Annotated in this window: 20 protein-coding genes; 8 read left to right on the top strand and 12 right to left on the bottom strand. The window is 68.2% G+C overall.

Annotated elements, in window-relative coordinates; genetic code table 11:
* Positions 1 to 101 precede the first annotated feature (101 nt).
* From WS51_RS05265 to WS51_RS05225, 9 genes are all read right to left on the bottom strand, one after another.
* Positions 102 to 1,547 carry an NAD-dependent succinate-semialdehyde dehydrogenase gene (locus tag WS51_RS05265; protein WP_069229131.1) on the bottom strand — a complete coding sequence of 482 codons (1,446 nt, stop codon included), beginning with the start codon at positions 1,545 to 1,547 and terminating at the stop codon, positions 102 to 104.
* A gap of 162 nt (positions 1,548 to 1,709) precedes the next feature.
* Complete coding sequence (locus tag WS51_RS05260) at positions 1,710 to 3,029, bottom strand: c-type cytochrome (RefSeq protein WP_060117499.1); 1,320 nt, start codon at positions 3,027 to 3,029, stop codon at positions 1,710 to 1,712.
* 15 nt (positions 3,030 to 3,044) lie between these two features.
* A complete protein-coding gene (locus WS51_RS05255) occupies positions 3,045 to 5,279 on the bottom strand; it encodes a xanthine dehydrogenase family protein molybdopterin-binding subunit (protein WP_059944364.1) in 2,235 nt (744 codons plus the stop codon).
* 1 nt (position 5,280) lies between these two features.
* Positions 5,281 to 5,736, bottom strand: coding sequence for a (2Fe-2S)-binding protein (locus tag WS51_RS05250; protein WP_059467966.1), 456 nt, complete (start codon positions 5,734 to 5,736; stop codon positions 5,281 to 5,283).
* A gap of 141 nt (positions 5,737 to 5,877) precedes the next feature.
* Positions 5,878 to 6,177, bottom strand: coding sequence for a putative quinol monooxygenase (locus tag WS51_RS05245; protein ID WP_059450300.1), 300 nt, complete (start codon positions 6,175 to 6,177; stop codon positions 5,878 to 5,880).
* A 93-nt stretch (positions 6,178 to 6,270) separates the two neighbouring features.
* A complete protein-coding gene (locus WS51_RS05240) occupies positions 6,271 to 7,329 on the bottom strand; it encodes an NADP-dependent oxidoreductase (RefSeq protein ID WP_069228712.1) in 1,059 nt (352 codons plus the stop codon).
* 203 nt (positions 7,330 to 7,532) lie between these two features.
* Positions 7,533 to 8,153 (bottom strand): TetR/AcrR family transcriptional regulator, encoded by a 621-nt coding sequence (locus WS51_RS05235; protein ID WP_059507413.1) that lies wholly within the window; start codon positions 8,151 to 8,153, stop codon positions 7,533 to 7,535.
* Between the two features lie 123 nt (positions 8,154 to 8,276).
* Positions 8,277 to 9,287 carry a DNA-binding protein gene (locus tag WS51_RS05230; RefSeq protein WP_059804737.1) on the bottom strand — a complete coding sequence of 337 codons (1,011 nt, stop codon included), beginning with the start codon at positions 9,285 to 9,287 and terminating at the stop codon, positions 8,277 to 8,279.
* 393 nt (positions 9,288 to 9,680) lie between these two features.
* The gene (locus WS51_RS05225) at positions 9,681 to 10,871 is read right to left on the bottom strand and encodes a helix-turn-helix transcriptional regulator (RefSeq protein WP_059450296.1); all 1,191 of its coding nucleotides are present in this window, start codon (positions 10,869 to 10,871) and stop codon (positions 9,681 to 9,683) included.
* A gap of 281 nt (positions 10,872 to 11,152) precedes the next feature.
* Here WS51_RS05225 and WS51_RS05220 point away from each other — a divergent pair, with 281 nt between their 5' ends.
* From WS51_RS05220 to WS51_RS05200, 5 genes are all read left to right on the top strand, one after another.
* On the top strand, positions 11,153 to 12,091 hold the full coding sequence (locus WS51_RS05220; RefSeq protein WP_069228711.1) for an alpha/beta hydrolase: 939 nt from the start codon (positions 11,153 to 11,155) through the stop codon (positions 12,089 to 12,091).
* Positions 12,088 to 13,212 carry a bifunctional 3,4-dihydroxy-2-butanone-4-phosphate synthase/GTP cyclohydrolase II gene (ribBA, locus tag WS51_RS05215; RefSeq protein WP_059450294.1) on the top strand — a complete coding sequence of 375 codons (1,125 nt, stop codon included), beginning with the start codon at positions 12,088 to 12,090 and terminating at the stop codon, positions 13,210 to 13,212. Before WS51_RS05220 ends, ribBA begins: the two co-directional genes overlap by 4 nt.
* A 172-nt stretch (positions 13,213 to 13,384) precedes the next feature.
* A complete protein-coding gene (locus WS51_RS05210) occupies positions 13,385 to 13,807 on the top strand; it encodes a helix-turn-helix domain-containing protein (RefSeq protein ID WP_069228710.1) in 423 nt (140 codons plus the stop codon).
* A 2-nt stretch (positions 13,808 to 13,809) separates the two neighbouring features.
* Positions 13,810 to 15,144 (top strand): type II toxin-antitoxin system HipA family toxin, encoded by a 1,335-nt coding sequence (locus WS51_RS05205; protein WP_059804730.1) that lies wholly within the window; start codon positions 13,810 to 13,812, stop codon positions 15,142 to 15,144.
* A 91-nt stretch (positions 15,145 to 15,235) separates the two neighbouring features.
* Positions 15,236 to 16,471, top strand: a complete 1,236-nt coding sequence (locus tag WS51_RS05200) for an NADH:flavin oxidoreductase (RefSeq protein WP_069228709.1) — start codon at positions 15,236 to 15,238, stop codon at positions 16,469 to 16,471.
* Between the two features lie 46 nt (positions 16,472 to 16,517).
* Here WS51_RS05200 and WS51_RS05195 read toward each other — a convergent pair whose 3' ends face one another.
* On the bottom strand, positions 16,518 to 17,645 hold the full coding sequence (locus WS51_RS05195; protein WP_059450290.1) for a 4-hydroxyphenylpyruvate dioxygenase family protein: 1,128 nt from the start codon (positions 17,643 to 17,645) through the stop codon (positions 16,518 to 16,520).
* Between the two features lie 355 nt (positions 17,646 to 18,000).
* Between WS51_RS05195 and shiA the strand changes: the two genes are divergently transcribed.
* From shiA to WS51_RS05180, 3 genes are all read left to right on the top strand, one after another.
* The gene (gene shiA / locus WS51_RS05190; RefSeq protein WP_059541188.1) at positions 18,001 to 19,308 is read left to right on the top strand and encodes a shikimate transporter; all 1,308 of its coding nucleotides are present in this window, start codon (positions 18,001 to 18,003) and stop codon (positions 19,306 to 19,308) included.
* A 209-nt stretch (positions 19,309 to 19,517) separates the two neighbouring features.
* Positions 19,518 to 20,819 (top strand): UDP-N-acetylglucosamine 1-carboxyvinyltransferase, encoded by a 1,302-nt coding sequence (locus tag WS51_RS05185; RefSeq protein WP_069228708.1) that lies wholly within the window; start codon positions 19,518 to 19,520, stop codon positions 20,817 to 20,819.
* Positions 20,820 to 21,051: 232 nt separating this feature from the next.
* Complete coding sequence (locus WS51_RS05180) at positions 21,052 to 21,822, top strand: IclR family transcriptional regulator domain-containing protein (RefSeq protein ID WP_059507405.1); 771 nt, start codon at positions 21,052 to 21,054, stop codon at positions 21,820 to 21,822.
* 37 nt (positions 21,823 to 21,859) lie between these two features.
* Here WS51_RS05180 and WS51_RS05175 read toward each other — a convergent pair whose 3' ends face one another.
* Entirely contained in the window at positions 21,860 to 24,160 is a 2,301-nt protein-coding gene (locus tag WS51_RS05175; RefSeq protein WP_069228707.1) for an ATP-dependent DNA helicase, read from the bottom strand.
* Entirely contained in the window at positions 24,157 to 25,851 is a 1,695-nt protein-coding gene (locus tag WS51_RS05170) for a VRR-NUC domain-containing protein (RefSeq protein WP_069228706.1), read from the bottom strand. Before WS51_RS05170 ends, WS51_RS05175 begins: the two co-directional genes overlap by 4 nt.
* Positions 25,852 to 25,928 lie beyond the last annotated feature (77 nt).

Raw genomic sequence — 25,928 nt, 5'->3', positions numbered from 1 at the left:
ACAAACAACAAAGCCGAGCAAAACGCCCGGCCTTCGTCGACGCTGCGCCGCGTGCGTACCGCGCAAGCCGCGGCACGCACGTGGTCAAACGCGAACGATCGTCAGACCGCCATCACCGTCACCGACTTCGTGACGAGGTACGGTTCCAGCGCTTCCGGCCCGCCTTCCGAGCCGTAGCCCGAATCCTTCACGCCGCCGAACGGCATTTCCGGCCACGGCGTCGCGGGCTGGTTGATCCACAGCATCCCGACTTCGAGGCGCTGCGTCAGCAGGTGCACGTTCGCGAACGAACGCGTGAACGCGTAGCCGGCCAGCCCGAACGGCAGACGGTTCGCCTCGGCGATCGCGTCCTCGAGCTTGTCGAAGCCGCGAATCGCCGCGACCGGGCCGAACGGCTCGTTGTTGAACACGTCGGCCTCGAGCGGCACGTTCGCGATCACCGTCGGCGCGAAGAAGTTGCCTTCCGAGCCGATCCGCTCGCCGCCGGTCTCGATGCTCGCGCCGACCTTGCGCGCGTTCTCGACGACGGACGCCATCGCGGTCAGCCGGCGCGGGTTCGCCAGTGCGCCGAGCGTGGTGCCTTCCTCGAGGCCGTTGCCGACCTTCAGCCCCTGCGCATGCTGGACCAGCGCGCGCGTGAATTCGTCGCGAATGCTGTTGTGCACGAGGAAACGCGTCGGCGAAATGCATACCTGGCCGGCGTTGCGGAACTTCGCGCCACCGGCGGCCTTCACCGCCAGCGCGACATCCGCGTCCTCGGCGACGATCACCGGCGCGTGGCCGCCCAGCTCCATCGTCGCGCGCTTCATGTGCTGGCCCGCGAGTGCCGCGAGCTGCTTGCCGACCGGCGTCGAGCCCGTGAACGTCACCTTGCGGATCACCGGGTGCGGAATCAGGTACGACGAGATTTCTGCCGGATCGCCGTACACGAGACCGATCACACCGGCCGGCACGCCCGCGTCGACGAACGCGCGCAGCAGCGCGGCCGGCGACGCCGGGGTTTCTTCCGGCGCCTTCACGAGGAACGAGCAGCCGGTCGCGAGCGCGGCGCTGAGCTTGCGCACGACCTGGTTGACCGGGAAATTCCACGGCGTGAACGCCGCGACCGGACCGACCGGCTCCTTCACGACGGTCTGCTGCGCGCCGAGATTGCGCGGCGGGACGATCCGGCCATACACGCGGCGGCCTTCGTCCGCGAACCATTCGATGATGTCGGCTGCCGACAGCACTTCGACACGCGCTTCCGTCAGCGGCTTGCCCTGCTCCTGCGTCATCAGCTGCGCGATCGTGTCGGCGCGCTCGCGCACCAGCGCGGCCGCCTTGCGCATCGTCGCCGCGCGCTCGTGCGCGGGCACCTTGCGCCATGCTTCGAAACCGCGCTGCGCTGCGGCCAGCGCGTGGTCGAGATCGGCGATGCCCGCGTGGGCCACCTTGCCGATCGTCTTGCCCGTCGCCGGGTTCACGACGTCGATCGTCTTGCCGCTCGCGGCGTCGACCCACTCGCCGTCGATCAGCAGTTGTGTATCCGTATAAGTCACGTTAGCCATCCAGACACCCCAGTTTTGCGTCGATAAATCGCGCGCTGCCGCGAACGGTCGCGCGCCGGTTGACAGAAAGCACTGCGTCGCCGGGGCGCCCTGCACCCAGCGACGTTCGGCGACGCGCACGCGGCACGCATGCGCGTCGTCATCCGCCACGTACGGCCGCGCTCAGCGCGAAGCCGCCGTCGCCTTGCGGAGTTTCGCGACGTCCGCCGCCTGCACGGCCGGCGCGCCGTTGTTCCAGCCGGCGCGCATGAACGTCAGCACGTCGGCGATCTGCTGGTCGTTCAGCTGGTTCGCGAACGCCGGCATCGGATACGCGGACGGCACGCCGCCGATCACGAGCGACTCGCTGCCGTTCAACGTCACGTTGATCAGCGACGATGCATCGGCCTCGAGCACGTTCGGATTGCCCGCCAACGGCGCGAGCAGCGGCGCGTAGCCTCGACCGTCCGCGCCATGGCAATTCAGGCAGTAAGCGTTATACACCTTTGCGCCCGGATCGTTCGCCGGCCGGCCCAGCGCGACCTGGGTCGGCTTCGGATCATAACGGTAAGGCGGCGCGCCCGTGCCGCCCGCCGCCGGCAGCGATTTCAAATAGCGGGACATCGCCGCGAGATCGTCGTCGGTCAGTTCCTGCGTGCTGTGATTGATCACGCTGACCATCGAGCCGAACGCGGTCGCATGCCGGTTCGCGCCGGTCTTCAGGAATTGCGCGACATCCGCATCGCTCCAGCGGCCGAGCCCGGTATTGTGCTCGCCGGTCAGGTTCGACGCGAACCAGTTGTCGATCGACGCGCCCGACAGGAACGCCGAACCGCTTTCGTCCAGCGCCTTTTCCTGAAAGCCGACGCCGCGCGGCGTATGGCACGACCCGCAGTGTCCGAGCCCCTGCACGAGGTACGCACCGCGGTTCCACGCCGCATCCTTCGCCGGCTTGTCGGTGTACGGCGTCGTGTCCAGGAACACCGCGTTCCACAGCGCCAGCGGCCAGCGCATGTTCAGCGGCCACGGAATGTCGGACGCCCGGTTCGCCTGCTTCACCGGTTCGACGCCGTGCATGAAGTACGCGTAAAGCGCCTTCACGTCGTCGTCGCGCAGCTTCGCGTACGACGGATACGGCATCGCCGGATACAGGTGATGGCCGTCCTTCGCGACGCCCGAGCGCAGCGCACTCGCGAACTCGGCCTCCGTATAGCCGCCGATGCCCGTGTCCGGATCGGGCGTGATGTTGGTCGTGTAGATCGCGCCCATCGGCGTGACCATTTTCAGGCCACCGGCGAACGGCGCGCCGCGCGGCGCGGTGTGGCACGCCACGCAGTCGCCCGCTTTCGCGAGATAGGCGCCGCGTGCGACAAGTGCGCTGTCGGCCGGTGCGGTTTGCGCGGCATGCGCGGACGTGCCGGCCATCAGCGCGGCCAGCGCGAGCAACGAAGTGCCGAGCGTGCGAACGGCGCGATTCAGACTGTTCGGGGTAAGGTTTCGCATCGTGTGCCGCTCCCGTCAGGCCGTCTTCAGTTGATTGCCGACCGGGAGCTTGCGCAGCCGCGTGCCGGTCGCCGCGAAGATCGCGTTCGACAGTGCCGCCGCGGTCGCGGCGGTCCCCGGTTCGCCGATTCCGCCGGGCGCCTCGGCGCTCTTCACCAGATGCACGTCGATCGGCGGCGTCTCGTTGATGCGCATCATCCGGTAGTCGGTGAAGTTGCTCTGCACGACGCGGCCGTCCTCGATCGTGATCTCGCCATACAGCGCGCCCGTGATCCCGAAGATGATGCCGCCCTGCACCTGCGCCTCGATCGTGCCCGGATTCACGGCCATTCCGCAGTCGACCGCGCACACGGCACGCTTGACCTGCACTTCGCCGCCCTCCACCGCGACGTCGATGACGATCGAGAAGAAGCTGCCGAACGCATGCATCACCGATACGCCGCGCCCTTGCCCCTTCGGCAGCGGCGTGCCCCAGCCGGCCGCCTTCGTCGCGACGTCGAGCACGTTCAGCGCGCGCGGCGTCTTGCCGAGCAGCGCGCGGCGATACTGCACCGGATCGGTCTTGGTCTGCGCGGCCAGCTCGTCGATGAAGCTCTCGACGACGAAGGTGCTGCGCGTCGGGCCGACGCCGCGCCAGAATGCAGTCGGCACGTGACGCGGCTCCTGCCGCACGTAATCGATCAACTGGTTCGGCAGGTCGTACGGCAGGTCGGTCGCGACTTCAACTGCGTCGGGATCGACGCCGTCCTTGAATGCGGGCGGTGCGAAGCGCGCGAGGATCGACGAACCGACGATCCGGTGCTGCCACGCGATCGGCTTGCCGTTCGCATCGAGGCCGGCGGAAATCCGGTCGTAGTAGTAAGGCCGATACATGTCGTGCTGGATGTCTTCCTCGCGCGTCCAGACCACCTTGACCGGCCCGTTGACCTGCTTGGCGATCTTCACCGCCTGGCCGATCATGTCCGTTTCGAGCCGCCGGCCGAAGCCGCCGCCGAGCAGGTGGTTGTGCACGACGATCTTGTCGGGCGCGAGGCCCGTGAGTTGCTGCACCGTGTCGCGCGCCCGCGTCGGCACCTGCGTGCCGACCCAGATCTCGCAGCCGTCGCCGCGCACGTGCACCGTGCAGTTCACCGGCTCCATCGTTGCGTGTGCAAGGAGCGGCTGTTCGTAGACTGCGTCGATGCGCGTCTTCGCATTCGCGAACGCGCGGCCGACGTCGCCGTCCTTGCGCGCGACGGCGCCCTTTCCGTTCGCGGCAGCCTGCGCGAGATCGGCGACGATGTCCTTGGTCGATACCTTCGCGCCCGCGCCCTCGTTCCACTTCACGACGAGCGCCGACGCGCCGCGCTTCGCGGCCCACGTGTGATCGCCGACCACCGCGACCGCGTTGTCCGCGCGCACGACCTGGCGCACGCCGGGAATCTTCCGCGCGGCCGTATCGTCGACGCTCGCGACCGTGCCGCCGAACACCGGGCTGTTCACGATCACCGCGTACAGCATGCCGGGCAGACGCACGTCGAGCCCGAACTGCGCGGTGCCGTCGACCTTCTCCGGCGAATCGAGCCGCTTCACCGGCTTGCCGATCAACTTGAAGTCGGCCGGCTGCTTCAGTGCGACGTCCTTCGGCACCGGCAGCTTCGACGCGGCGTCCGCAAGCTGGCCGTACGATGCGCGCCGGCCGCTCGCGGGATGCCGCACTTCGCCGTTTTCCGCGACACAGGTGGCCGGATCGACGCTCCATTGCTTGGCCGCCGCGGAAACCAGCAGCGTGCGCGCGGTCGCACCCGCGCGGCGCAGCGGTTCCCACGCGTAGCGCACCGACGTCGAGCCGCCGGTCAACTGGCCGCCGAGCAGCGGATCGAGGAACAGCTTCTCGTTCGGCGGCGCATGGTCGAGCGTGACGTTCGACAGCGGCACTTCGAGTTCCTCGGCGATCAGCATCGGCAGCGCCGTGTAGACGCCCTGCCCCATCTCGACCTTCGGCATCACCAGCGTGACCTTGCCGCTGCGGTCGATCTGCACGAACGCATTCGGCGCGAAGACGCCGGCGCGCGCATTCTCGTCCGCATCGCCGCCGATCACCGAGCGCCGTGCATCATCGCCCGCTGCCGGCATGCTGAAACCGAGCAGCAAGCCGCCGCCCGCCGCCGCGCCGAGCGACATGCCCGCCTTCAGGAACGAACGGCGCGACACGCCCGCGCCAGCCGCTTTCCCGGCGGCCTTCCCTGCTTCGATGAGTCCTCGCGACATGTCACGCCCCCTTCGCGGCTTGCTTGACCGCCGCGCGAATCCGGTTGTACGTGCCGCAGCGGCAGATGTTGCCGGCCATTGCCGCGTCGATGTCCGCGTCGCTCGGGTTCGGGTTCGACGCGATCAGCGCCGTGGCCGCCATCACCTGCCCGGACTGGCAGTAGCCGCACTGGACGACGTCGATCTCGCGCCACGCTTGCTGAACCTTCTGGCCGGCCGGCGTCGCACCGACGGCTTCGATCGTCGTGATCCTGCGGCCCGCGACGGCCGCGACCGGCAGCACGCACGAGCGCGCGGCGACGCCGTCGAGATGCACGGTGCAAGCGCCGCATTGCGCGATCCCGCAGCCGAATTTCGTGCCGGTCAGGCCGACGACGTCGCGCAGGACCCACAGCAGGGGCATGTCGTCGGGCGCATCGACCGTGCGGTTCTCGCCATTGATATTGAGGGTGACCATTCAGACTCCGGAGCCTGTGTATTGGGGGAACGGCGCGATCGATACGCTGCGCCGCGTTGTCGTTGTCATTGCCGTCGCGTCATGCGTGACGGCGGCCGCGCGGCGCGGGCGGGAACGCGCCGCGACGGCGGTGCTGCATCGTCACTCGGCCACGTCGATGCCCGACAGCACCTTGATGACGGGCGGTGCCGAGAACCAGTCGGCCGACTTCACGCGGAATGCCGTGAAATGCGGGCTGGCGAGATGCGCGTCGAACGCGGCCTGGTCGTCGTAGATCTCGTACAGATGCAGGTTCGGCGAACCGTCCTGCTCGCGGAACAGGTCGTAGCGCCGGTTGCCCGGTTCGACGCGTGTCTTGGCGACCATGCCACGCAATTCGGCCTCGGCGGCCTGCGCGTGTTCGGGTTTCAGGAACAGGGAAGCAATCACGTGAAGCGCCATCTTGTCACTCCTTTCGAAACGGAATCGAGCATGCCACAAGCCGGCGTCTCGCGACGCCAGCATGCAATCGTCGTGTGTCGTGTTGCGCCGGTGTCAGGCCAGCTCGTCCGGGCCGACGCGCACGACGACCTTGCCGAAGTTCTTGCCGGCGAGCAAGCCGATCAGTGCCTGCGGTGCATCGGCCAGGTCGGGGACCACGTCTTCGAGCGTCTTCACCTTGCCCTGCGCGACCCACTCGCTCATCTCCTTCAGGAAAGATGCATAGCCGGTCGCATAGTGATCCAGAATGATGAAGCCCTGCATCCGGATGCGCTTGCGCAGGATCGTGCCCATCAGCGCCGGCACGCGGTCGCGGCCGCCCGATACCGCGGTGTCGTCGTACGCCGCGTCGTTGTAATGCGCGATGATTCCGCACACCGGCACGCGCGCATGATCGTTGAGCAGCGGCCACACCGCATCGAACACGGCACCGCCGACGTTCTCGAAATAGACGTCGATGCCGTTCGGGCAGGCCTCTTTCAACCTGGCGGCAAACTGCGGATCGCGGTGATCGACACACTCGTCGAAGCCGAGCGTGCCCTTCACGTACGCAAACTTCTCGGCGCCGCCCGCGACGCCGACCACGCGGCAGCCCTTCAGCTTCGCGATCTGGCCGACCACCGCGCCGACGGCTCCGCTCGCGGCGGCCACGACGACGGTTTCTCCGGCCTTCGGCTCGCCGATCTTCAGCAGCCCGGTGTAAGCGGTGAACCCCGGCATGCCGAGCACGCCGAGCGCGTGCGACGGATGCGGGAAGTCGCGGCCGAGCGCGATGAGATCGCTGCCGTCGGACAGCGAATAGTCCTGCCAGCCGCCGCCCGCGACGACCAGGTCGCCTTCGCGATACGCGGGCAGGTTCGACGCCACGACACGGCTGACCGTGCCGCCGACCATCACGTCGCCGAGCGCGACCGGCGGCGCATACGACGGCGCGTCGCTCATCCGGCCGCGCATGTACGGGTCGAGCGACAGCCAGACCGTGCGCAACAGCACCTGGCCGGGACCGGGCACCGGCACGTCGCCGGTTTCGATACGGAAGTCGTTCGGGGTAGGCGCGCCGACCGGGCGCGCGTTCAGGATGATTCTGCGGTTTGCTGCCTTGCTTTGCGGCATGGGACCTCCGTCAACGGGAAGGGACGTGCACGGGGCACGAACGGATCAACCTGGACAACCGTGATGCGCGAGGCTGCGTGCCGTGCCGGAAATTCGGCCGACGGAGCCGCGCCCCTCGCTATTCAAACAACGGGATTTCAGCGTAAGTAGACCAGTCGTCTAGCATCCATCCAAAAAACAAGGCGCGCCTGCGCGCGCCCACGTTACGACTGCGCTCCGTCTGGCTCGATGGACGGCAGATTCAGCATCCGGCGGGTTTCGAGCATCGCGCGTTCGAGCGGTTTGCGGTTTCGGTGAATCTTCTCCAGCAGCGTGGCACCCAGCCACAATTCATAGAGAATCGCCGCCGTATGCGCCGGATCGTCGACGCCGCTCAGCGAACCGTCGGCCAGCCCGGCCTCGATCCCGCCCGCGAGCCGCTCGATGATCTGGCCGGTGCCGCGCCGCAAGACCGCGCGCATCGACTCCGACAGATCGGACACTTCCGCGCCGAGCTTCACCGCGAGGCACTTGCCTTCCGGATCGTCCGCGCACTGCGTGTGCAGCCAGTTGCCCCAGTACGTCATCAGGCGCTGCGCGCCCGTGCCGGCCTGATGGCCGAGCAGGTTGTCGAGATGCGCGAGATAGCCTTCGAAATACGATTCGAGCAGCGCCTCGCCGAACGCCTCTTTCGAGCCGAAGTAATGGTAGAACGAGCCCTTCGGGATGCCCGCCGCGGCGAGTATCTCGTTCAGACCGACCGCCGAGAACCCCTTGTGGAGCATGATCGGCTTCGCGATATTCAGGATGTGCTGGCGGACTTCCGCGCCTGAAGATGCATTCATGATGGCGTATCTTAGCAACGATTAGACCGGTCGTCTAGCAACGTCGAGCCGGCAAGTTGAGCCGCACTTTACCCGAATCGCGCCATGCCGCGGATGCGTTGTGGCCGCACCGTGGCGCCCATGTCACGCGGGTTTGGGAACGCGCTTCCTGGCGACCGGTTTCGCGACGCGCAGGCCGCCGCCCGCCGAGCGACCAGGCGCCCTGCGCACGACGGTGCGCGATGCGCGCTCGGCCCGCAATGCATCGAGCTCGCCGACATACGCGACGTTGGCCGCGCGCATGCCGTCGAGCTGGCCTTCGAGCACCGCGCAGCGGCGCTGCGCATCGGCCAATTGCCCTTGCAGCGCCGCGAGATCCTTGCGGTGCTGCGTCTCGCGCTGTTCGGCGCGCATCGCGGCCGCGTCGAGTTCCTTTTGAACGCGAGCGGCCGCGAGCCGTTCGCGGTCGATCTCCTGAAGCGCCCGTTTCTCCGATGCGCGCAGGCGTTCCTCGGCGCGGCCGGCGTCGTCGCGCAACCGGTCGAGCTGCGACGTGAAATCGGCGCGCGCTTGCGCCAGCGCGCGATCGGCGTCCGCATTGTCGGACTTCAGCCGTTCGACCTCCGCCTGCAACGCGCGGCGCGATGCGTCGTCGGCCGCCCTCGCCTGCTCGAGTTCCTGGATGCGCACCTGGGCCGCCAGCAACGCGCTCGTGCGGTGCTCGAGCGCGGTTTCGGTGCGGGACAGGTCGGCCTGCAATGCGGCGACTTCCGCTTTCGCCGCCGCCCGCTCGGCTTCGACTTCGGCGCGTAGCGCATCGAGCGCTGCGGCGGCATCGGCAGTCGAGCGGCTCCACAACGCGGCGACGAGATCACCGGCCGCCGCCTGCAGGTCGGCCGGCAAGTCGGGATGCTCGATGCGTACGCGGCTCTTTTCCCGCAACTCGGCCCAGAACTCTGCGAGGACGGCCGTCGGCGTGCTCATGCTGCCCTTGCGCACGAGCTGGTAAAGGCGGTTCGCGGTGGGCGTGATGCCGAAGCGGAAGAACATCAACGCGCAGACCTCGCGATACAGCTCGCGGGTTTTCGGGAAATCGGCCTTCAGGCGGTCGATTTCGGCGGTCAAGCGGGATTCGTCGGCGGCGAGGTCGGACATGGCAGGTCACGTTGAGAATTTCGTAAATAATATAACGTAAACCGTTAGATATCCAATTATCCTCGGCATGTGGTTTGACATTATTTCTATAATGTTGAGATTTATCGGTTGCGCTTCGTGATTTTCGAATGAGGCGCGGTGCGCCGACCTCTTCTGGATCATCAAGCGGCTCCGAGAGTCGTCACGACGCGCGCGGCATCGTGATGCGCAATGACTGAAACGTTCGACGCCCGCCCAGTGAGAGCGCATGAAACGAAAGAGGCTCGCACCGCGCGAGCCTCTTCTTCATGATGCAGCGATCGCCGCGGCGCAGCGCAACGCATCACATCGCACCGCCAACCGCAGTCGATGGATCAGCGAACGAATCCACACGCGATCGACGTACCGCCCCGTTCAACCGAGCGGCACGACGCTCCCCAGCAGGATCCGCACGAGCGTCGCCTGGCGCGTCACGCCTGTCTTCGAGAAGATCGCGCGCAGGTGCGTGCGCGCCGTGTTCTTGCTGATCCCCGACTCCTCCGCCGCCTCTTCGAGCGTCAGCCCGTTCGTCAGCAGCAGCGCGAGCGACGTCTCGGCCGGCGTCAGGTCGAACAGCTTGCGGATGATTTCCTGCGCGCCCTGCGGCTTGCGGTCCGGGTCGCGCAGGAACAGCGTGACTGCCGGCCGGCGCTTGTTGTCCTCCGACCAGTCCGACAGCAGCACGGTGCGCACCAGCAGCCCGAGACGCGGCTTGTCGAAACTGCGCGTGATCGGCATCGCCTCGACGGTCGCCGCCGCCGTGCCGTGATGACCCATCACCGCATGGCGGATCAGCCGCTTGAGCGTGCGGTTCTCCTGCGCATCGGTCGCCTCGATCGTGCCGCGCGCAATCGTCAGACCGTTGTTCTGCTTGAGGATCTCGTCGGCGACGCTGTTCATGTCGATGATCGTGCCGTTCTCGTCGAGCGTGATCGTGCCGATCTGCATCCGGTTGATCGCGTTCGCGTAGATCGACCGTTCGACCTCGGCCGTGTCGAGCCGCGAATGCAGCTCGACCGCCCGCTTCAGATGCGGCAGCAGCAGCGCGCAGATCGCCTTGTCGCGCGCGGAGAACTGCTTGGACGCATGGTTGCGGCACACACGAAAGCGGCATTCGACGCCCGACGGCGTGCGCAGATCGGCGCCGAGGATATAGCGCACGTCCTGCGGCTTCAGGAACTGCTTGTACAGCTCGCTCGACAGCCAGCCCGTATCGCCGAACACGTCATCCACCGTGACCACGCGATCGGCCGGCAGGCCGACGAACGGGTCGAGCGAATAGTAGTAATTGTTGTACGACGCCTCGCCGTCACCCGGCACGACCGGGCCGAATTCCGACGCATGCACGGACAGCGGCGCGCGGCGATCGCTCGCGGCCGCGCGCAGGATCAGCGTCACGTAGTTGGCCTGCAGCAACCGGCGAACCAGCTCGAGCGCCCCCGCCCACGGCGGCGTTTCCAACGGTCCCTGGTAGATGCGCGCCATCAGTTCGCTGAAATCCGCGACGCCGATGCCGGCCTCCTCACTTGTTGACTGGCTCTCTTGCGGAGCCCATCTCGTCTCCATCAGCACGCTCCATCCTCCATGCAACTTGTGTCCGGTGCGATTCATCCGCGCCGCCATGATTAAGACGCGTCTTAATTCGGACGTCATCGGGACATTCACTGAATGGTGAGCTTTGGCCAATCGGACGCGCGATCCATCGTCCGATCGGATGATGTGGCGCCCTGCCCGCTGCGCTGGAATGCCCGTCAGGCCGTTCCGGCAAGCGTCCGGCGCGGCCTCAGGGAAAACCGCGACGCGGGTTTACCTGATTCAGACCGCATCCGATTCAGACAGGAGTTCCAATGCCGCTCGACCCTCAGGCGCAAGCGCTGCTCGCCGCGCTCGCCCAAGCGCCCGCGATCGATTTCGATCAACTGACCGTGCCTGCGTACCGCGCGAGCCTCGCCGCAGGCAGCGCGTTCGCGCCCGGCGACGCGGTCGCCGCCGAAGAGGACTGGCGGATCCCGGCACCGGGTCGTCAGTTGTCCGCACGACTGTATCGACCCGATGCCGACGGGGCGTTGCCGCTGACCGTGTTTTTCCACGGCGGAGGCTTCGTCGCATGCGGTATCGATTCCCACGCGAACGTGTGCCGCAGCCTTGCCGCGCGGGCACGTACGCTCGTGCTGTCGGTCGACTACCGGCTCGCACCGGAAGCGTGCTTCCCGGCGGCTGCTCAGGACGCATGCGATGCCGTGCGCTGGGCCGCGGCCAGTGCGCGCGATCTCGGCGCACGGGCCGGCGCGCTCGCCGTGGCCGGCGACAGCGCGGGCGGCAATCTTGCTGCGGTCGCCGCATTGCAGTTGCGCGGGTCGGGCATCGCGATCGCGCACCAGTTGCTGCTGTATCCGGTCGTCGATTGCGCGACCGAGCATCCGTCGTACGAATCGCTCGGCGACGGCTATTTCCTGACGGCCGACGCGATGCGCTGGTTCAAGCGCCAGTATTTCGACGACGGCGCCGAGCGCGCATCGCCGCTCGCGAGCCCGCTCGCGGTGGCGGACTTGTCGGGCGCGGCGCCGGCCACGATCGTGAGCGCGGAGTTCGATCCGTTGCGCGATGAGGCCGAAGCGTATGCACTGCGTCTCGCGCAGGCCGGCACGCCGGTCTCGCTCGTGCGCTGGCCGGGGCAACTGCACGGCTTCGCGAGCATGCTCGGCGCGGTCGATGCGGCCGATCGCGTGCTGAGCTTCGGCACCGACGCGCTGCGTCGCGCATTCGATGCGACGGAGGCGCAATGACGCTCGCCACGACGCTCGAAATCGTCGACGAGTTGCGCGCGGGACGAATGGTCCTGCTCGTCGACGAAGAGGATCGCGAGAACGAAGGCGACCTCGTGATCGCCGCCGATCACGTGACGCCCGACGCGATCAACTTCATGGCGCGTTTCGGGCGCGGGCTGATCTGCCTGACGCTGACCGCCGAGCGCTGCGAGCAGCTGCGTCTGCCGCCGATGGCCGATCGCAACGGCACGCCGTTCGGCACCGCGTTCACCGTCAGCATCGAGGCTGCCGAAGGCGTGACGACCGGCATTTCCGCAGCCGATCGGGCGCGGACGATCCGCGCGGCGGTCCGTGCGGGCGCGCGCCCCGACGATCTCGTGCAGCCGGGCCACGTGTTTCCGATCGCGGCACGCCCGGGCGGCGTGCTGGTGCGCGCGGGGCACACCGAGGCCGGCTGCGATCTCGCGGCGCTTGCCGGGCTCACGCCCGCGTCCGTGATCTGCGAGGTGATGAACGACGACGGCACGATGGCGCGGCTGCCCGAGCTGAAGGCGTTCGCCGCGCATCATGGGTTGAAGATCGGCACGATCGCCGATCTGATCCATTACCGCCGCGAACACGAATCGCTCGTCGAACGCGTTGGCGAGCGGCCGCTGCATACGCCGTGGGGCAGGTTCCGCGCGATCGAGTATCGCGACACCGTGCAGGGCGCGCCGCATCTGGCGCTCGTGCGCGGCGAGCCCGATCCGTCGACGCCCGTGCTGACGCGCGTGCATGAATGCCATTCGCTGCTCGACCTGCTCGACGCGGAACCGTCCGCGCATTCGTGGCCGCTGCACGCGGCGCTGCAGCGGATCGATGCGGCCGGCTGCGGCGTCGCGGTGCTGCTCGACTGCGACATGCGCGGCGACGCGATGCGAACGCCCGCCGGCCACGCACGCCGAGACGGCCGTGTGACGGGGATCGGATCGCAGATCCTGCGGGACCTCGGCGTGCGGCGGCTGAACGTGCTGTCGAGTCCGTTCCGGCTGCCGGCGTTGTCGGGGCACGATCTGGAAATCATGGCGTTCATCCCGCTCGGCGACGACGATCCGGAAAGCGCGCGCGCCGCCGACGCGAGCGCGCTGCGGGCGGCGTGAAGCCGGGCTGGCTAGCACGGGCCGCCCGTCCGTTCGCCGATCCACGGGCTTTCGCTCAACAGGTTATCGCTTGTTTTTTGTAATTACAGTCTACCGTTTGTATTTTGACGATACATACCATAGACTGTATTTTTCGATTACAAGCGATCGCCTGTCGTTTCGCGGAGAGCCCATGGCATTCCCTGTCCAGACCCTGAGCCAGTTGCGCCCGATCCTCGTCGGCTTCCGGAAGTCGGCGGGGCTCACGCAGGCGCAACTCGCCGCCCGCCTCGGCGTGACGCAACAGTCGTACGCGCAGCTCGAAGCCAATCCGTCCGCGGTCAGCATCGAACGGCTTTTCAAGGTGCTGAACGTGCTCGGCGTTCGCCTGACGCTCGTGCCTGGCACCCCGGACGATACAGCGCTGCCCGACGCCACCACGCCAGCGCGCAGCAGCACATCGGCCGCGCGTGGTCGGTCCTCAGCTACTTCCGGTTCGCCGGACGTGCCGGCCCGCCCGCCGGCCGCCGCGAAGGCGCCACCCGCCGCCGCGCGGAAACGGCGTGCTGCGGCAGCGCCGGCCAAATCCCGAAACCGCACGCGGGAGGACTGGTGACGATGGGCCGCCGTCCCCGCCACGACCGCCTCGACCTGTGGATGAACGGCATCCCGGTCGGATACTGGGAAGTCCGGCGCGGCGTCGAGCGCCTCGTCTATCTGCCGGCGTGGGTCGACGATCCGCAAGGGCGTCCGCTGTCGCTGTCGTTGCCGTTCACGCCGGGCAACCAGCCGCACCAGGGCGCGATCGTCGCCGATTACTTCGACAACCTGCTGCCGGATAGCCAGCCCATCCGCCGCCGCATCGCGCAGCGCTACCGGCTCGGGTCGACGGCGCCGTTCGAACTGCTCGCGTCGATCGGCCGCGATTGCGTCGGCGCGCTGCAGCTGTTGCCGCCGGACGAAACCCCGGTCGACCTCGAATCGATCGACGGTACCGCGCTCGACGACGCGGCCGTCGCCGACGTGCTGCGCCACGCGACCGCCGCGCCGCTGCCCGGCCACGCGGAGCCGGACGGCGAACTGCGCCTGTCGATCGCCGGCGCGCAGGAAAAGACCGCGCTGTTACGCAACGGCAAGCGCTGGCTGCTGCCGGCTGGCAGCACGCCGACCACGCACATCTTCAAGCTGCCGCTGGGACGTGTCGGAAACATGCAGGCCGACATGCGCACGTCGGTCGAGAATGAATGGCTGTGCTCGAAGATCGTCGCCGCGTACGGGCTGCCCGTTGCCGCGTGCGACATCGGACGGTTCGACGACCAGAAGGCGCTGATCGTCGAGCGCTTCGACCGCCGCCCGTCCCGCGACGGCACGTGGATCCTGCGGCTGCCGCAGGAGGACATGTGCCAGGCGACCGGCACCCCGGCGGGCGCCAAATACGAATCCGACGGCGGCCCGGGGATCGCGACGATCATGGGCATCCTCGCGAATTCCGCCGATGCCGCACTGGATCGGCGAAATTTCTTCGTCACGCAACTCGTGTTCTGGGTACTCGCGGCCATCGACGGCCACGCGAAGAATTTCAGCATCGCGCACCTGCCGGGCAACACGTATCGCAGCACGCCGTTGTACGACGTGCTGTCCGCGCATCCGATCATCGGCACGCGGCGCAACCAGCTGTCGCCGCGACGCGCACGGCTCGCGATGGCCGTGTGCGGCAAGAATCGCCATTACGTGATCGGCGACATCCAGCCGCGTCACTGGATCGCGCAAGGCACGCGCGTCGGTCTGACCGAACACGATGTGTGCGCGGCCATGGCCGATGTGGCGGCGCGCACCGAACCGGTGATCGCCGCCGTCGCGTCGCTGATTCCGGCGGATTTCCCGGCGGACGTGGCCGATGCGATCTTCGACGGCATGCGTCGGCAGGCGCGCAAGCTGGCTGCCGCCGAGTAGGCGGTGCGGCCGCGGGTCGTCCACGTGGACGATGCGGCCCCGCACCGGCTCAGCACAATGGTCGGCGTGCCCATTCCGACGCCCGCCCGACATGGAACCCGCCACGCTCGAAACCGTATTCAGCCCGCTGCAGATCGGTCCGCTGACGCTGCGCAACCGCGTGATCAAATCCGCGACCAACGAAGGGATGACGCCGAACGGCGTGCCGTCGCGCGCGCTCGTCGGGTTTCATGAGCGCATCGCCGCAGGCGGCGCCGCGCTGACCACCGTCGCGTACTGCGCGGTCAGCGATGACGGCCGCACGTTCGTCGACCAGGCGCGCCTCGATGCGCCGACGGTCCGGCAATTCCGCGCGCTGACCGACGCGGTCCATCGTCACGGCGCGGCGGCGTCAGCGCAGATCACGCATGGCGGCTGCTTCACGTTCTTGCCGTCGCTGTCGACGAAACGGCCGTTGAGCGCGTCGGGCGGCTTCAACAAGGTCGGCGTGATGAGCGGCCGCTTCCTGAAGCAGGCGATGACGCGCGACGAGATGACCGCGATCGCCGACGAATTCGCACGGGCGGCGCGACATGCGCGCGACGCGGGCTTCGACGCGGTCGAGATCCACATGGGGCACGGTTATTTGCTGAGCCAGTTCCTGTCGCCGCTGTACAACCGTCGTCGCGACGCGTACGGCGGCGACGCGGCGCGCCGCGCGGCATTTCCCGCCGAGGTGCTGGGGCGCGTGCTCGACGCGGTCGGCCGCGATCTCGCCGTGGTCTGCAAGATCGGCGTGACCGAAGGCGTGCGCGGCGGCGGAACCGCCGACGATGCGTGCGAGATCGCGCGGCGGCTCGAGGCCGAGGGTGCGCACCTGCTGGTGCTGAGCGGCGGGATGAACGTCGAGTCGGTGTGGCAGCTGTTTGGCAGCCCGCTGCCCGGCGATGCGCGCGCGAACGCCGACAACGCAATCGTGCGCGCCGCGATGGCGCTGCAGAAGCTCACCGAGCCGAAGATGGGCGCGTTTCGGGAAATGTATTTCCTCGAGCATTCGAAGCAGGTGCGCGCGGCCGTCCGGATGCCGCTCGCGTACCTCGGCGGCGTGCGCTCCCGCGAAAACGTCGCGCAGGCGTTGCGCGAAGGATTCGACGCGGTGGCACTCGCCCGCGCGCTCGTGTTCGAGCCGGACTTCGTCAACGGGCTGCGCGACGGCCGGCTTGCGCAGTCGGGCTGCACGTCGTGCAATCGCTGCGTCGTGTCGATGTATACGCCGGGCGGCACCGCATGCGCGCTCAAGACGCCGAACGACCCGGCGCCGAACCGCGTGCCCGCCGTGGGCGCGTGAGGTTACGCGCAGGCTGACTCCGCTGTCGCGCTCGTGCGCGTGCCGCTCAACCGGCGTCGCGCGCGCGGGCCAGCGCCGCGAGGTTCCCTTCCCCGAATCCGTGGTGCCCCTGCCGCTGCACGATCTCGAAGAAGATCTCGCCGGGCCGGCGCTTGACGAAGGTCTGGAAGAACAGGCGCGGCACGCCGCCGCTGTCGATTTCGCCGTCGACCAACACCGCGCGGCGGCGCAGCGCATCGAGATCGACGCCGTGCCCCGGCAGCCGCGCATCGACTTCGTCGTAATAGCGCGCCGGCGGCTCGATGAATTCGACGCCGTTCGCGCGCAGCGCATCGACGCTCGCCAGGATGTCGTCGGTCGCCAGCGCAACGTGCTGGACGCCCTCTCCCGGGTGATCGGGCAGATACGCGTGCATCAGCTCGGTGCGCCGCGTGCCTTCCTCGTAGACCGGAATCCGCACCGCGCCGCACGGCGACACCATCACGCGCGATTCTTCCGATACATGCCAGTGCGCGTCGATTTCGTGGATTTCGCGGAAGTGCAGCAGGTCGTGGTAGAAGTCGAGCCATTCGCGCATGCGCCCCGCGCCGACCGTCTGCGTGAAGTGGTCGACCTGCTGCAGGCCCGTGCCGACGCACTCGACATCCGTATGCGCGGTCGCGATGTCGATCGGCCGGAAGTCGATGTCGAAGATCGAGATGTCGCCGACGCCGCCGCGCTGGCCGTCCCGCCCGCGCCAGCGGTCGACGAAATAGAGGTGCGAATCGCCGATGCCCTGAATCGCCGGAATCTTCAGCTCGCCGACCCCGACCCGCTCGCCTTCGAATGCCCACGCGCCGAGCTCGATCGCGCGCTCGAACGCACGGCGCGCGCTGGCCACGCGCAGCCCGATCGCGCAGACGCCCATTCCGTATTCCTCCGCATAACGCGCGGCGAACGAATCGGGCTCGGCATTGATCAGGAACTGCATGCGTCCTTGCCGGTACAGCGTGACGTTCTTGCTCACATGGCGCGCGATCGCCTTGAACCCGAGTTGCTCGAAACGTTGCGCGAGCGCGTCCGGCACCGGTGCCGCGAACTCGACGAATTCGAGTCCGGCCATCCCGAGCGGATTGGCGGCCGGGTCGGCAACGGGCGGCGTATCGCTGGACAACGGGTGGGAATTGCCGGGCATTCCAGTCTCCGGGGGCATGCGTCGATGAGGATGACGCCCGGCGCGTGCGGCACGCCCGGCCTGCGTCGGCCGGACGTCCGCCCGATTCGGGCGAGGTTTCGATGGTCCCGATTTTAACCAGATCGTTCACGGCGGCACACCCCGGCCGAACGGGATATGGGTGTCGCGCCTAGTGCAAACCCGGAAAGCGTTCGATAATCGCACATAACTGAACGATAATCGCGCACTTTGACCGATCGGCCAATTGCCGCCGTGCGCCGAGCGCCCTATTCTCCGTTCACCTCATCGATTTGAATGCAGCATCGGACGCGGCGCCGCCACGATTCCACGATGCGCCGAGCCAGGAGACATCGCCATGACCCCCACCTTCGACACCCTCGACGCCGCCGCCGGCGCCCGCGCGCGCAGCCAGGCCCGCAAGGCCGCGATCGGCAGCTTCGTCGGCGCCGTTGTCGACTGGTACGACTTCCTGTTGTACGGGATCGTCGCCGCCCTAGTCTTCAATTCCGAATTCTTCCCGAAGATCAGCCCGACGATGGGCACCCTCGCGGCGTTCGCGACGTTCGGCGTCGGCTTCCTGTTCCGTCCGCTCGGCGGCGTCGTGTTCGGCCATTACGGCGACCGGCTCGGCCGCAAGCGGATGCTCGTGCTGACCGTCATGCTGATGGGGCTGTCGACGGTCGCGATCGGCCTGCTGCCGAGCTTTGCGACGATCGGCTGGTGGGCGCCCGTGCTGCTGGTGCTGATGCGTGCGATCCAGGGCTTCGCGGTCGGCGGCGAATGGGGCGGCGCGGCGTTGATGGCCGTCGAAAGCGCGCCGAAGCAGAAGAAGGCGTTCTACAGCAGCGGCGTGCAGGTCGGCTACGGCGTCGGCCTCGTGCTGGCGACGGGCATCGTGTCGATCCTGAGCCATACGCTCGGCGAGGCCGCGTTCAAAGCCTGGGGCTGGCGTCTGCCGTTCGTGTTCAGCATCGTGCTGGTGCTGATCGGGCTGTGGGTCCGCAAGAGCATGGACGAGTCGCGGGAGTTCGTCGAGAAGGTCGAGCACGGCAACCGCAAGCTGCGACTGCCGGTGCTGGAAGCGCTGACGCGCCATCCGAAGGCGTTCCTGCTGATCGTCGCGCTGCGGCTCGCCGAACTGTTCACGATGTATATCGTCACCGCGTTCGCGCTCAGCTATTCGACGTCGAACCTCGGCATGTCGCGCGACCTGTTCCTGAACATCGGCCTGCTCGTCGGCGCGGTCAGCTGCGTGACGATTCCGTGCTTCGCGTGGCTCGCCGACCGCTTCGGCCTGCGCCGCATCTACCTGATCGGCGCGCTGATCGGTCTCGCGTCGGCGGTGCCGTTCTTCGTCGCGCTCGAGTCGCGCTCGATCGCATGGATCGTGATCTTCTCGCTGCTGCTGGCGAATGCCGCGCACGACATGGTCGTGAGCGTCCAGCAGCCGCTGTTCACCGAGCTGTTCGGCGCCGAATACCGCTACAGCGGTGCGGGCGTCGGCTATCAGTTCGCGAGCGTGGTCGGCGGCGGGTTCACGCCGTTCATCGCGGTGGCGCTGGTCAGCATGGCCGGCGGCTCGTGGCACCTCGTCGCAGGTTATCTCGCGGTGGGCTGCCTGATCTCGCTGGTGGTCGCCGCGCGGATGCGCGCCGCGCAGTGAGGCCTTGACCGGATGGCCGGCCCGACAAGCGCCGGCCATTTCCGCACCGGCGGCCATCCGCGGCCGTGCAGGCGCACATCGCCCCGCCCAACGTCAAACACGGTCAATCCCGCGGGCAGAAGCCCTTTTTCCCTTCTGAACATTCCACGCCGCGCGCCGACCAATGGCATCATATGGGCCTACGTCAGTCACCGATACGCCCCCATATCATGTCGAATCTCATCGTCCACGGCGGCACTCCGCTGCGCGGGGACATCAAGCCGTCCGCGAACAAGAACGCCGTCCTGCCGATCCTGTGCGCCACCCTGTTGACCGATCAGCCGCTGCGCCTCGTCGGCGTGCCCGACATCACCGACGTGCGCAAGATCCTCGACATCTTCCGCACGCTCGGCAGCGACGTGTCGGTCGACTTCACGACCGGCATCCTCGATCTCCACCATCGCAACACGACGTTCGATCCGGCCGTTCACCGCCTGCCCGAGGCGATGCGCTCGTCGATCATGCTGATCCCGCCGCTGCTCGCACGCTTCGGCGTCGCGCGCCTCGAGAACGACGTGAAAGGCTGCACGCTCGGCGTGCGCGAGATCGATCCGCACGTAGAAGTGTTCGAGCGCTTCGGCGCGCACATCGAGCGCACGCCCGATTCGCTGATCGTCCGTGCCGACGGCCCGCTGACGGCCAACGATCACTGGCTCGACTATGCATCGGTGACGACCACCGAAAACTTCGCGCTGTGCGCGACGGCGGCGAGCGGCACGTCGACGCTGATGAACGCGGCGTCCGAGCCGCACGTGCAGGAGTTCTGCCAGTTCCTCGCGATGATCGGCGTCGCGATCGAAGGCATCGGCACGTCGCGCCTGTGCGTGACGGGCGGCGGCAAGCTCGGCGGCGGCGAATTCCGCTTCGCCGAGGATTTCCACGAAATCGCGACGTTCCTCGCGCTCGGCGCGATCACGGGCGGCGACATCACGGTGCGCAACTCGTCGCCGGAGCATTTCCCGTTGATCGACCGCACGTTCGCGAAGTTCGGCGTGAACGTCACGCACCGCGATGGCTGGTCGCGCGCGGAACGCGACGGCCCGCTGCGCGTGCGGCGGCCGTTCACGCAGAACATCCTGACCAAGGTCGAAGCCGCGCCCTGGCCGTACCTGCCGGTCGACCTGCTGCCGATCTTCATCGCGCTCGGCGTGCGCGCGGAAGGCAGCGCGATGTTCTGGAACAAGGTCTACGACGGCGCCCTCGGCTGGTCGGGCGAGCTGTCGAAGTTCGGCGCGCACGTGCTGCTGTCCGACCCGCACCGGCTGATCACTTTCGGCGGGCTGCAATTGAGCCCGGCGCGCGTCGAGAGTCCGTACATCATCCGTGTCGCGATCGCGCTGCTGATGGTGGCCGCGAGCATCGAAGGACGCTCCGAAATCATGAACGCGCTGCCGATCCGCCGCGCGCACCCGCATTTCGTCGAAAACCTGCGTTCGGTCGGTGCGAACGTCGAGTGGACGAGCAGCGAGTAACGTCGATCCGGATGCGGCGTGGACGATGTCCGCGCCGCGCCTCCTCTCTCCGCGCATCACCGCGCGCGCCCGAACGAACAACGGCAGCGGCCACCCGTTCGAACCGGCCGTGCCGGCGCCACCCCGCGCCTTCGGCTCTCCTCGTCGCCCATCGCTTTCGCGCAATTCCGGATCTGCGCGATAATCGCCCATTCCTGCGCGAACACCGCACGCCGCCCTGCGTGCACCGACAATGAAAAAGCCCGACCTCGACCGACGCGACTGGATTGCCGGCCTCGAAAAAGGCCTGATGATCCTCGAAGCGTTCGACAGCCAGCACGCGCGCATGACGCCCACCCAGGCAGCCGCCCGCACCGGCCTCACGCGCACGGCCGCACGACGCTACCTGCTGACGCTCGAATCGCTCGGCTACGTGTACACCGACGGCAAGCTGTACGGCCTCACGCCGCGCGTGCTGCGGGTCGGCTGGTCCTACTTCGATTCCGCGCGCCTGCCGCGCACGGTACAGCCCTATCTGCAGCAACTGAGCGCATCGCTGAACGAATCGGCATACGTGAGCGTGCTCGACGGCTGGGAGCTCGTGTTCATCGCCCGCAACGGCGTGTCGCGCGTGATGACGACCGGCTTCGTGCTCGGCGCACGCGTGCCGGCCCCGCTGACGTCGCCCGGCGTCGTGTTGCTCGCACATCATCCGGATCGCGAAGCCGTCCGCGCGTGGCTCGACGACACCGAACTCGCGCCGTTCACGCCGCACACGATCACCAACAAGGCGCGCCTGCTCGAACAGGTCGACCACGCGCGCGACGCGGGCTTCGCGGTGATCGAACAGCAGTTGCAGGTCGGCGTGCGCGGCATCGCGGTGCCGCTGAAGAACCGTCACGGCGAAGTCGTCGCCGCGCTGAGCACCAACATGCCGATCGGGGCCGAGACGACCGACGCGGCCGTGCGGCGCGTGCTGCCGCATCTGCAGGAAGCCGCGCTCGCGATGCTGAACGTGCTTTGAGAATTCACGCGGGCGCGTGCACGGCCCGTCCGGCAGGTCAGCCGATCCGCCACCAGCGCGGCAGCAGATCGCGCACCTCGCGCCGCCGGTAACGATCGTCGATCAGATGCACGACGCCCTCGTCGTGTTCGGTACGGATCACGCGTCCGGCCGCCTGCACGACCTTCTGCAAGCCCGGGTACAGGTACATGTAGTCGTATCCGTTGCCGAAACGCGCATCCATCGCGCGCCGCATCTGTTCGTTGACGTCGTTGACCTGGGGCAGCCCGAGCGTTGCGATGAATGCGCCGATCAGCCGCTCGCCGACCAGATCCACGCCCTCCGAGAACGCTCCGCCCAGCACCGCGAAGCCGACTCCGCGCCCGCCCGCGTCGAAGCGCGCGAGAAACGCGTCGCGCTCGCTTTCGGCCATGCCGGGCGCCTGCGCCCACACGGGCACGTCCGGGTGGCGCGCCTGCATCAGCGCGACGACGCGCCCGAGATAGTCGAAGCTGCTGAGAAAACCGAGATAGTTGCCGGGCCGCGTCGCATATTGCGCGGCGATCAGGTCGACGATCGGTTCGAGCGAACGGTCGCGGTCGCGCCAGCGCGTCGACACGTGGCTCGCGACGCGCACGGTCAGTTGCTCGGCGCGGAACGGCCCGTCGACGTCGAGCCAGCCCGTGTCGGCCGGCAGCCCGAGCGTGTCGCGATAGAAATGAAACGGGCTCAGCGTGCCGGAAAACAGCACGGTCGCGCGCGCGGCTTCGTAACGCGACGCGAGAAAGCCGGCCGGAATCACGTTGCGCACGCACAGCGTCGACTGGATGCGGCGCCGGCGCGCGGCCGGCGCGACGCCGTCGAGCCCGGACTGGCGCGGCAGCGGCTCGCCGTGCAGCGTCGCGTCGAAGATCGATGCATCGTCGAACGCGTCGGCGAGCACGCCGAACTGGATCGCCTCGAAATGAAAGCGCAGCAGCGCGTCGCCATTCGCACGCGGCGCGTCGGTCAGGTATTCGCCGGTCGCCGCGACGAGATTCTGCACGGCCGTCACGATCGGGCCGGGAATCTCCGGGTACGCCGCATAGCGTTCCGCCTGTGCGCGATTGAGCGTGCCCCACGCGCGCGCGAGCCGGTCGAACGCCTTGCGCAGTGCGTTGGGCGCCGCCTCCCGCGCGGCCGCGAACGCGAACGGATCGAGCGATGCGCTGTACATCTTGCGGGCGCGATCGAGCAGGTTGTGCGCCTCGTCGACGAGCACGCCGACGCGCCACTGGTTCTGCTGCGCGAGCGTATGCAGCATCGCGCTGCCGTCGTAGTAATAGTTGTAGTCGCCGATCACCATGTCCGACCAGCGCGCAAGCTCCTGCGCGAGATAGTACGGACAGACGTCGTGCGCGAGCGCCGCCTCGCGCACGGTGTCGCGATCGAGCAGCCCGGCGCCGATCGCCGCGTCGCGCGCCGCCGGCAGCCGGTCGTAGAAGCCTTGCGCGAGCGGGCACGATTCGCCGTGACACGCGCGGTCCGGATACTCGCAGGCCTTGTCGCGCGCGACGAGTTCCAGCACGCGCAGCGGCAGCGCCGGTGTGCCGGCACCAAGCGTGGTCGCCGCTTCGAGCGCGAGCGCGCGGCCGGGCGTCTTCGCGGTCAGGAAGAATACGTGATCGATCACGCCCTCGCCGCATGCCTTCAGCAGCGGAAACACGGTGCCGAGCGTCTTGCCGATGCCGGTCGGCGCCTGCGCCATCAGGCACCGTTCGTCGCGCGCCGCCCGATAGACCGATACGGCCAGCTCGCGCTGACCGCTGCGGAATTGCCCGTGCGGAAACGTCAGCGCCCGCAGCGCCGCATCGCGGGCCGCGCGATGCGCGGTCTCGCGTTCCGCCCAGCCGACGAAGCACGCGCACTGCTCGGCGAAGAACGCGGCGAGCGCGCTTGCGCCGAGCGTCTCCGTCAGCACGGTCTCGCGCTCCGAAACGATGTCGAAATACACGAGCGCGACGTCGATTTCCGCGAGACCGCGCGCGTCGCACATCAGGTGCGCATAGACTTTCGCCTGTGCCCAGTGCAGCGCGCGATGGTTGGCCGGCATCGCGTCGAGGCTGCCGCGATAGGTCTTGATCTCCTCAAGACGGTTCGCGACGGGATCGTAGCCGTCCGCGCGCCCGCGCACGGTGAGCGTGCCCCACGTGCCGGTCAGCGCGATCTCGGTCTCGTAGCGCGCGCCCCGCTTCGACGTGACCGCGCCGTGGCCCGCGATGCCCTCGAGCGCGGTCGGCGCCGGCGTGAAGCGCAAGTCGAGATCGCCGCGCCGCGCGGTGAACTCGCACATCGCCCGCACCGCGACGACATAGCTCATGCGGACAACCCCGCCGTTTCGTCCTGCGACACGCCCTCGGCCGCCCATTCGACATCGACGACGCGCACCGGCATGCCGTGCGCGATGCAGTACGCGAGCCAGCGCGTCTGGTTGTCCTGCAGCCGGTCGCCGGGGCCCTTCACCTCGATCAGTTCATAGCGCCGCTCGCCGGGCCAGAAGCGGACGAGATCGGGCAGCCCGGAGCGGTTGCCGCGGATATCGGCGAGCAGGCGCGTGAACCAGAGCCGCAGATGCGCGGGCGGCAGGCAAGCCAGCGCCTCGTCGAGCAGTGCGTCGCTCAGCACGCCCCAGAACACGAACGGCGATTGCAGTCCCATCTTGGCCACGTAGTGCCGGCGGATCGTGTCGCGGTACACGCCCGAGTCGAGCTGCGCGAAACAGGCGGCGAACGCGTCGGGGCGGCGCAGCGCGAAATCGGGGGCGTGCAGGTCGGCCGGGCCGCGCTGGAACGGGTGAAAGAACGCGCCGGGCACGGCCGCGAACACGGCCTCCCAGCACAGCAACCCGAACAGCGAATTGATCAGCGTGTTCTCGACGTAGTGAACCGGTGCGTCGGGTCGCGCGAGATGGTCGCGCACCGCGTATTCGACGCTGACGAATTCGTCCGGACGCGCGAGCACGAGCGTCTCGCGCGGCACGCCGGCCGCGCGGCCCGCGCGTTCGACCCGCTGCCCGAGGCGGCGCTGCAGGCGCGGCAGCATCCGCTCGACACGCTGGCGCTCCTCGTCGCTTTCGAAGCGGTCGCGCGCTTCGAGCGCCAGCGCGAGCGCATCGTCGTCGCGACCGCAGCGTTCGAGCACGCGAATGCGCCGGTGCCGGCTGCCCGGCCACGCGCTGCGCGCATACGCGTCGAGCGCGCCGGCCCAGTCGGCGCGCCGCTCGCAGGTCTGCCCGAGCGTAAACAGCAGCTTCGCACGGCGCGTCGCGAGCCACGGCTGCGCGCAGCCGATCGCGTCGATCGCGTGCAGCAGATCGTCGAACGGCAGGTCGTCGGGCCACGCATCGAGGGCTTCGCGGCACGTGTGCAGCGCGAGATACGCGTCGACGTCGTCGCGCTGCTGGAACGCGCGCGACGACGGCGCGAACGGCACGCTTTCGTACTGGAACACGCCGAGATCGGCGAGCACGAATTCGCTCCAGTCCTGATGAAGATTGCCGAAGAACATCAACCGCCACCGGTCGCACAGCGCGCCGACCGTCACGCGCAACACGCGATCGCCGGCCTGCGCGCACCATGCATCGAGCGGCTGCGCGACGTCGTGCACCGGCCGCAGGCGTTCGAGCCAGTCGGATTTGCGCTCGCCCGCGTGCGCGGCGAGCGACGGGAACACCTTCAGGAGATCGGCCTTGGTCGATAGCGCGAACAGCTCGTCGAGCGTGAGCGCGGGCGCCGGGTCGACCCAGCCGAGTTCGACGAGCGGCGCGGCCGCGTCGAGCGTGCTGCCGATCTCGTCGTACACGAGCTTGCTCGCGCGAAAGTCGGGGCCGCTGCGCATCAGCATCCGCACGAGCAACGCGCGCGACACTTTCGGCAGCCGCGCGAAATCCCGCAGGAACGCGTGTTCGCGCGCGTCGAGCAGGTCGTCGTAACGCTCGCCGAGCCACGCCAGCGCGCGTTCGAAATTGGTCAGGTAGTAAAACGCCGGGGGCGTCGGCGATGCAGGCGTCACGGGGATCGATCACTGTACGTTTGTACAGGTCGGAATCATATCAAATGTGACGAAAAATACTGCACGCCGCGCACCGC

This window comes from Burkholderia territorii (assembly GCF_001718335.1).
In the GTDB taxonomy this organism is placed as follows: domain Bacteria; phylum Pseudomonadota; class Gammaproteobacteria; order Burkholderiales; family Burkholderiaceae; genus Burkholderia; species Burkholderia territorii.
The sequence above is the reverse complement of the archived record's forward strand: the minus strand, read 5'-3'. Positions and strand labels throughout refer to the sequence as shown.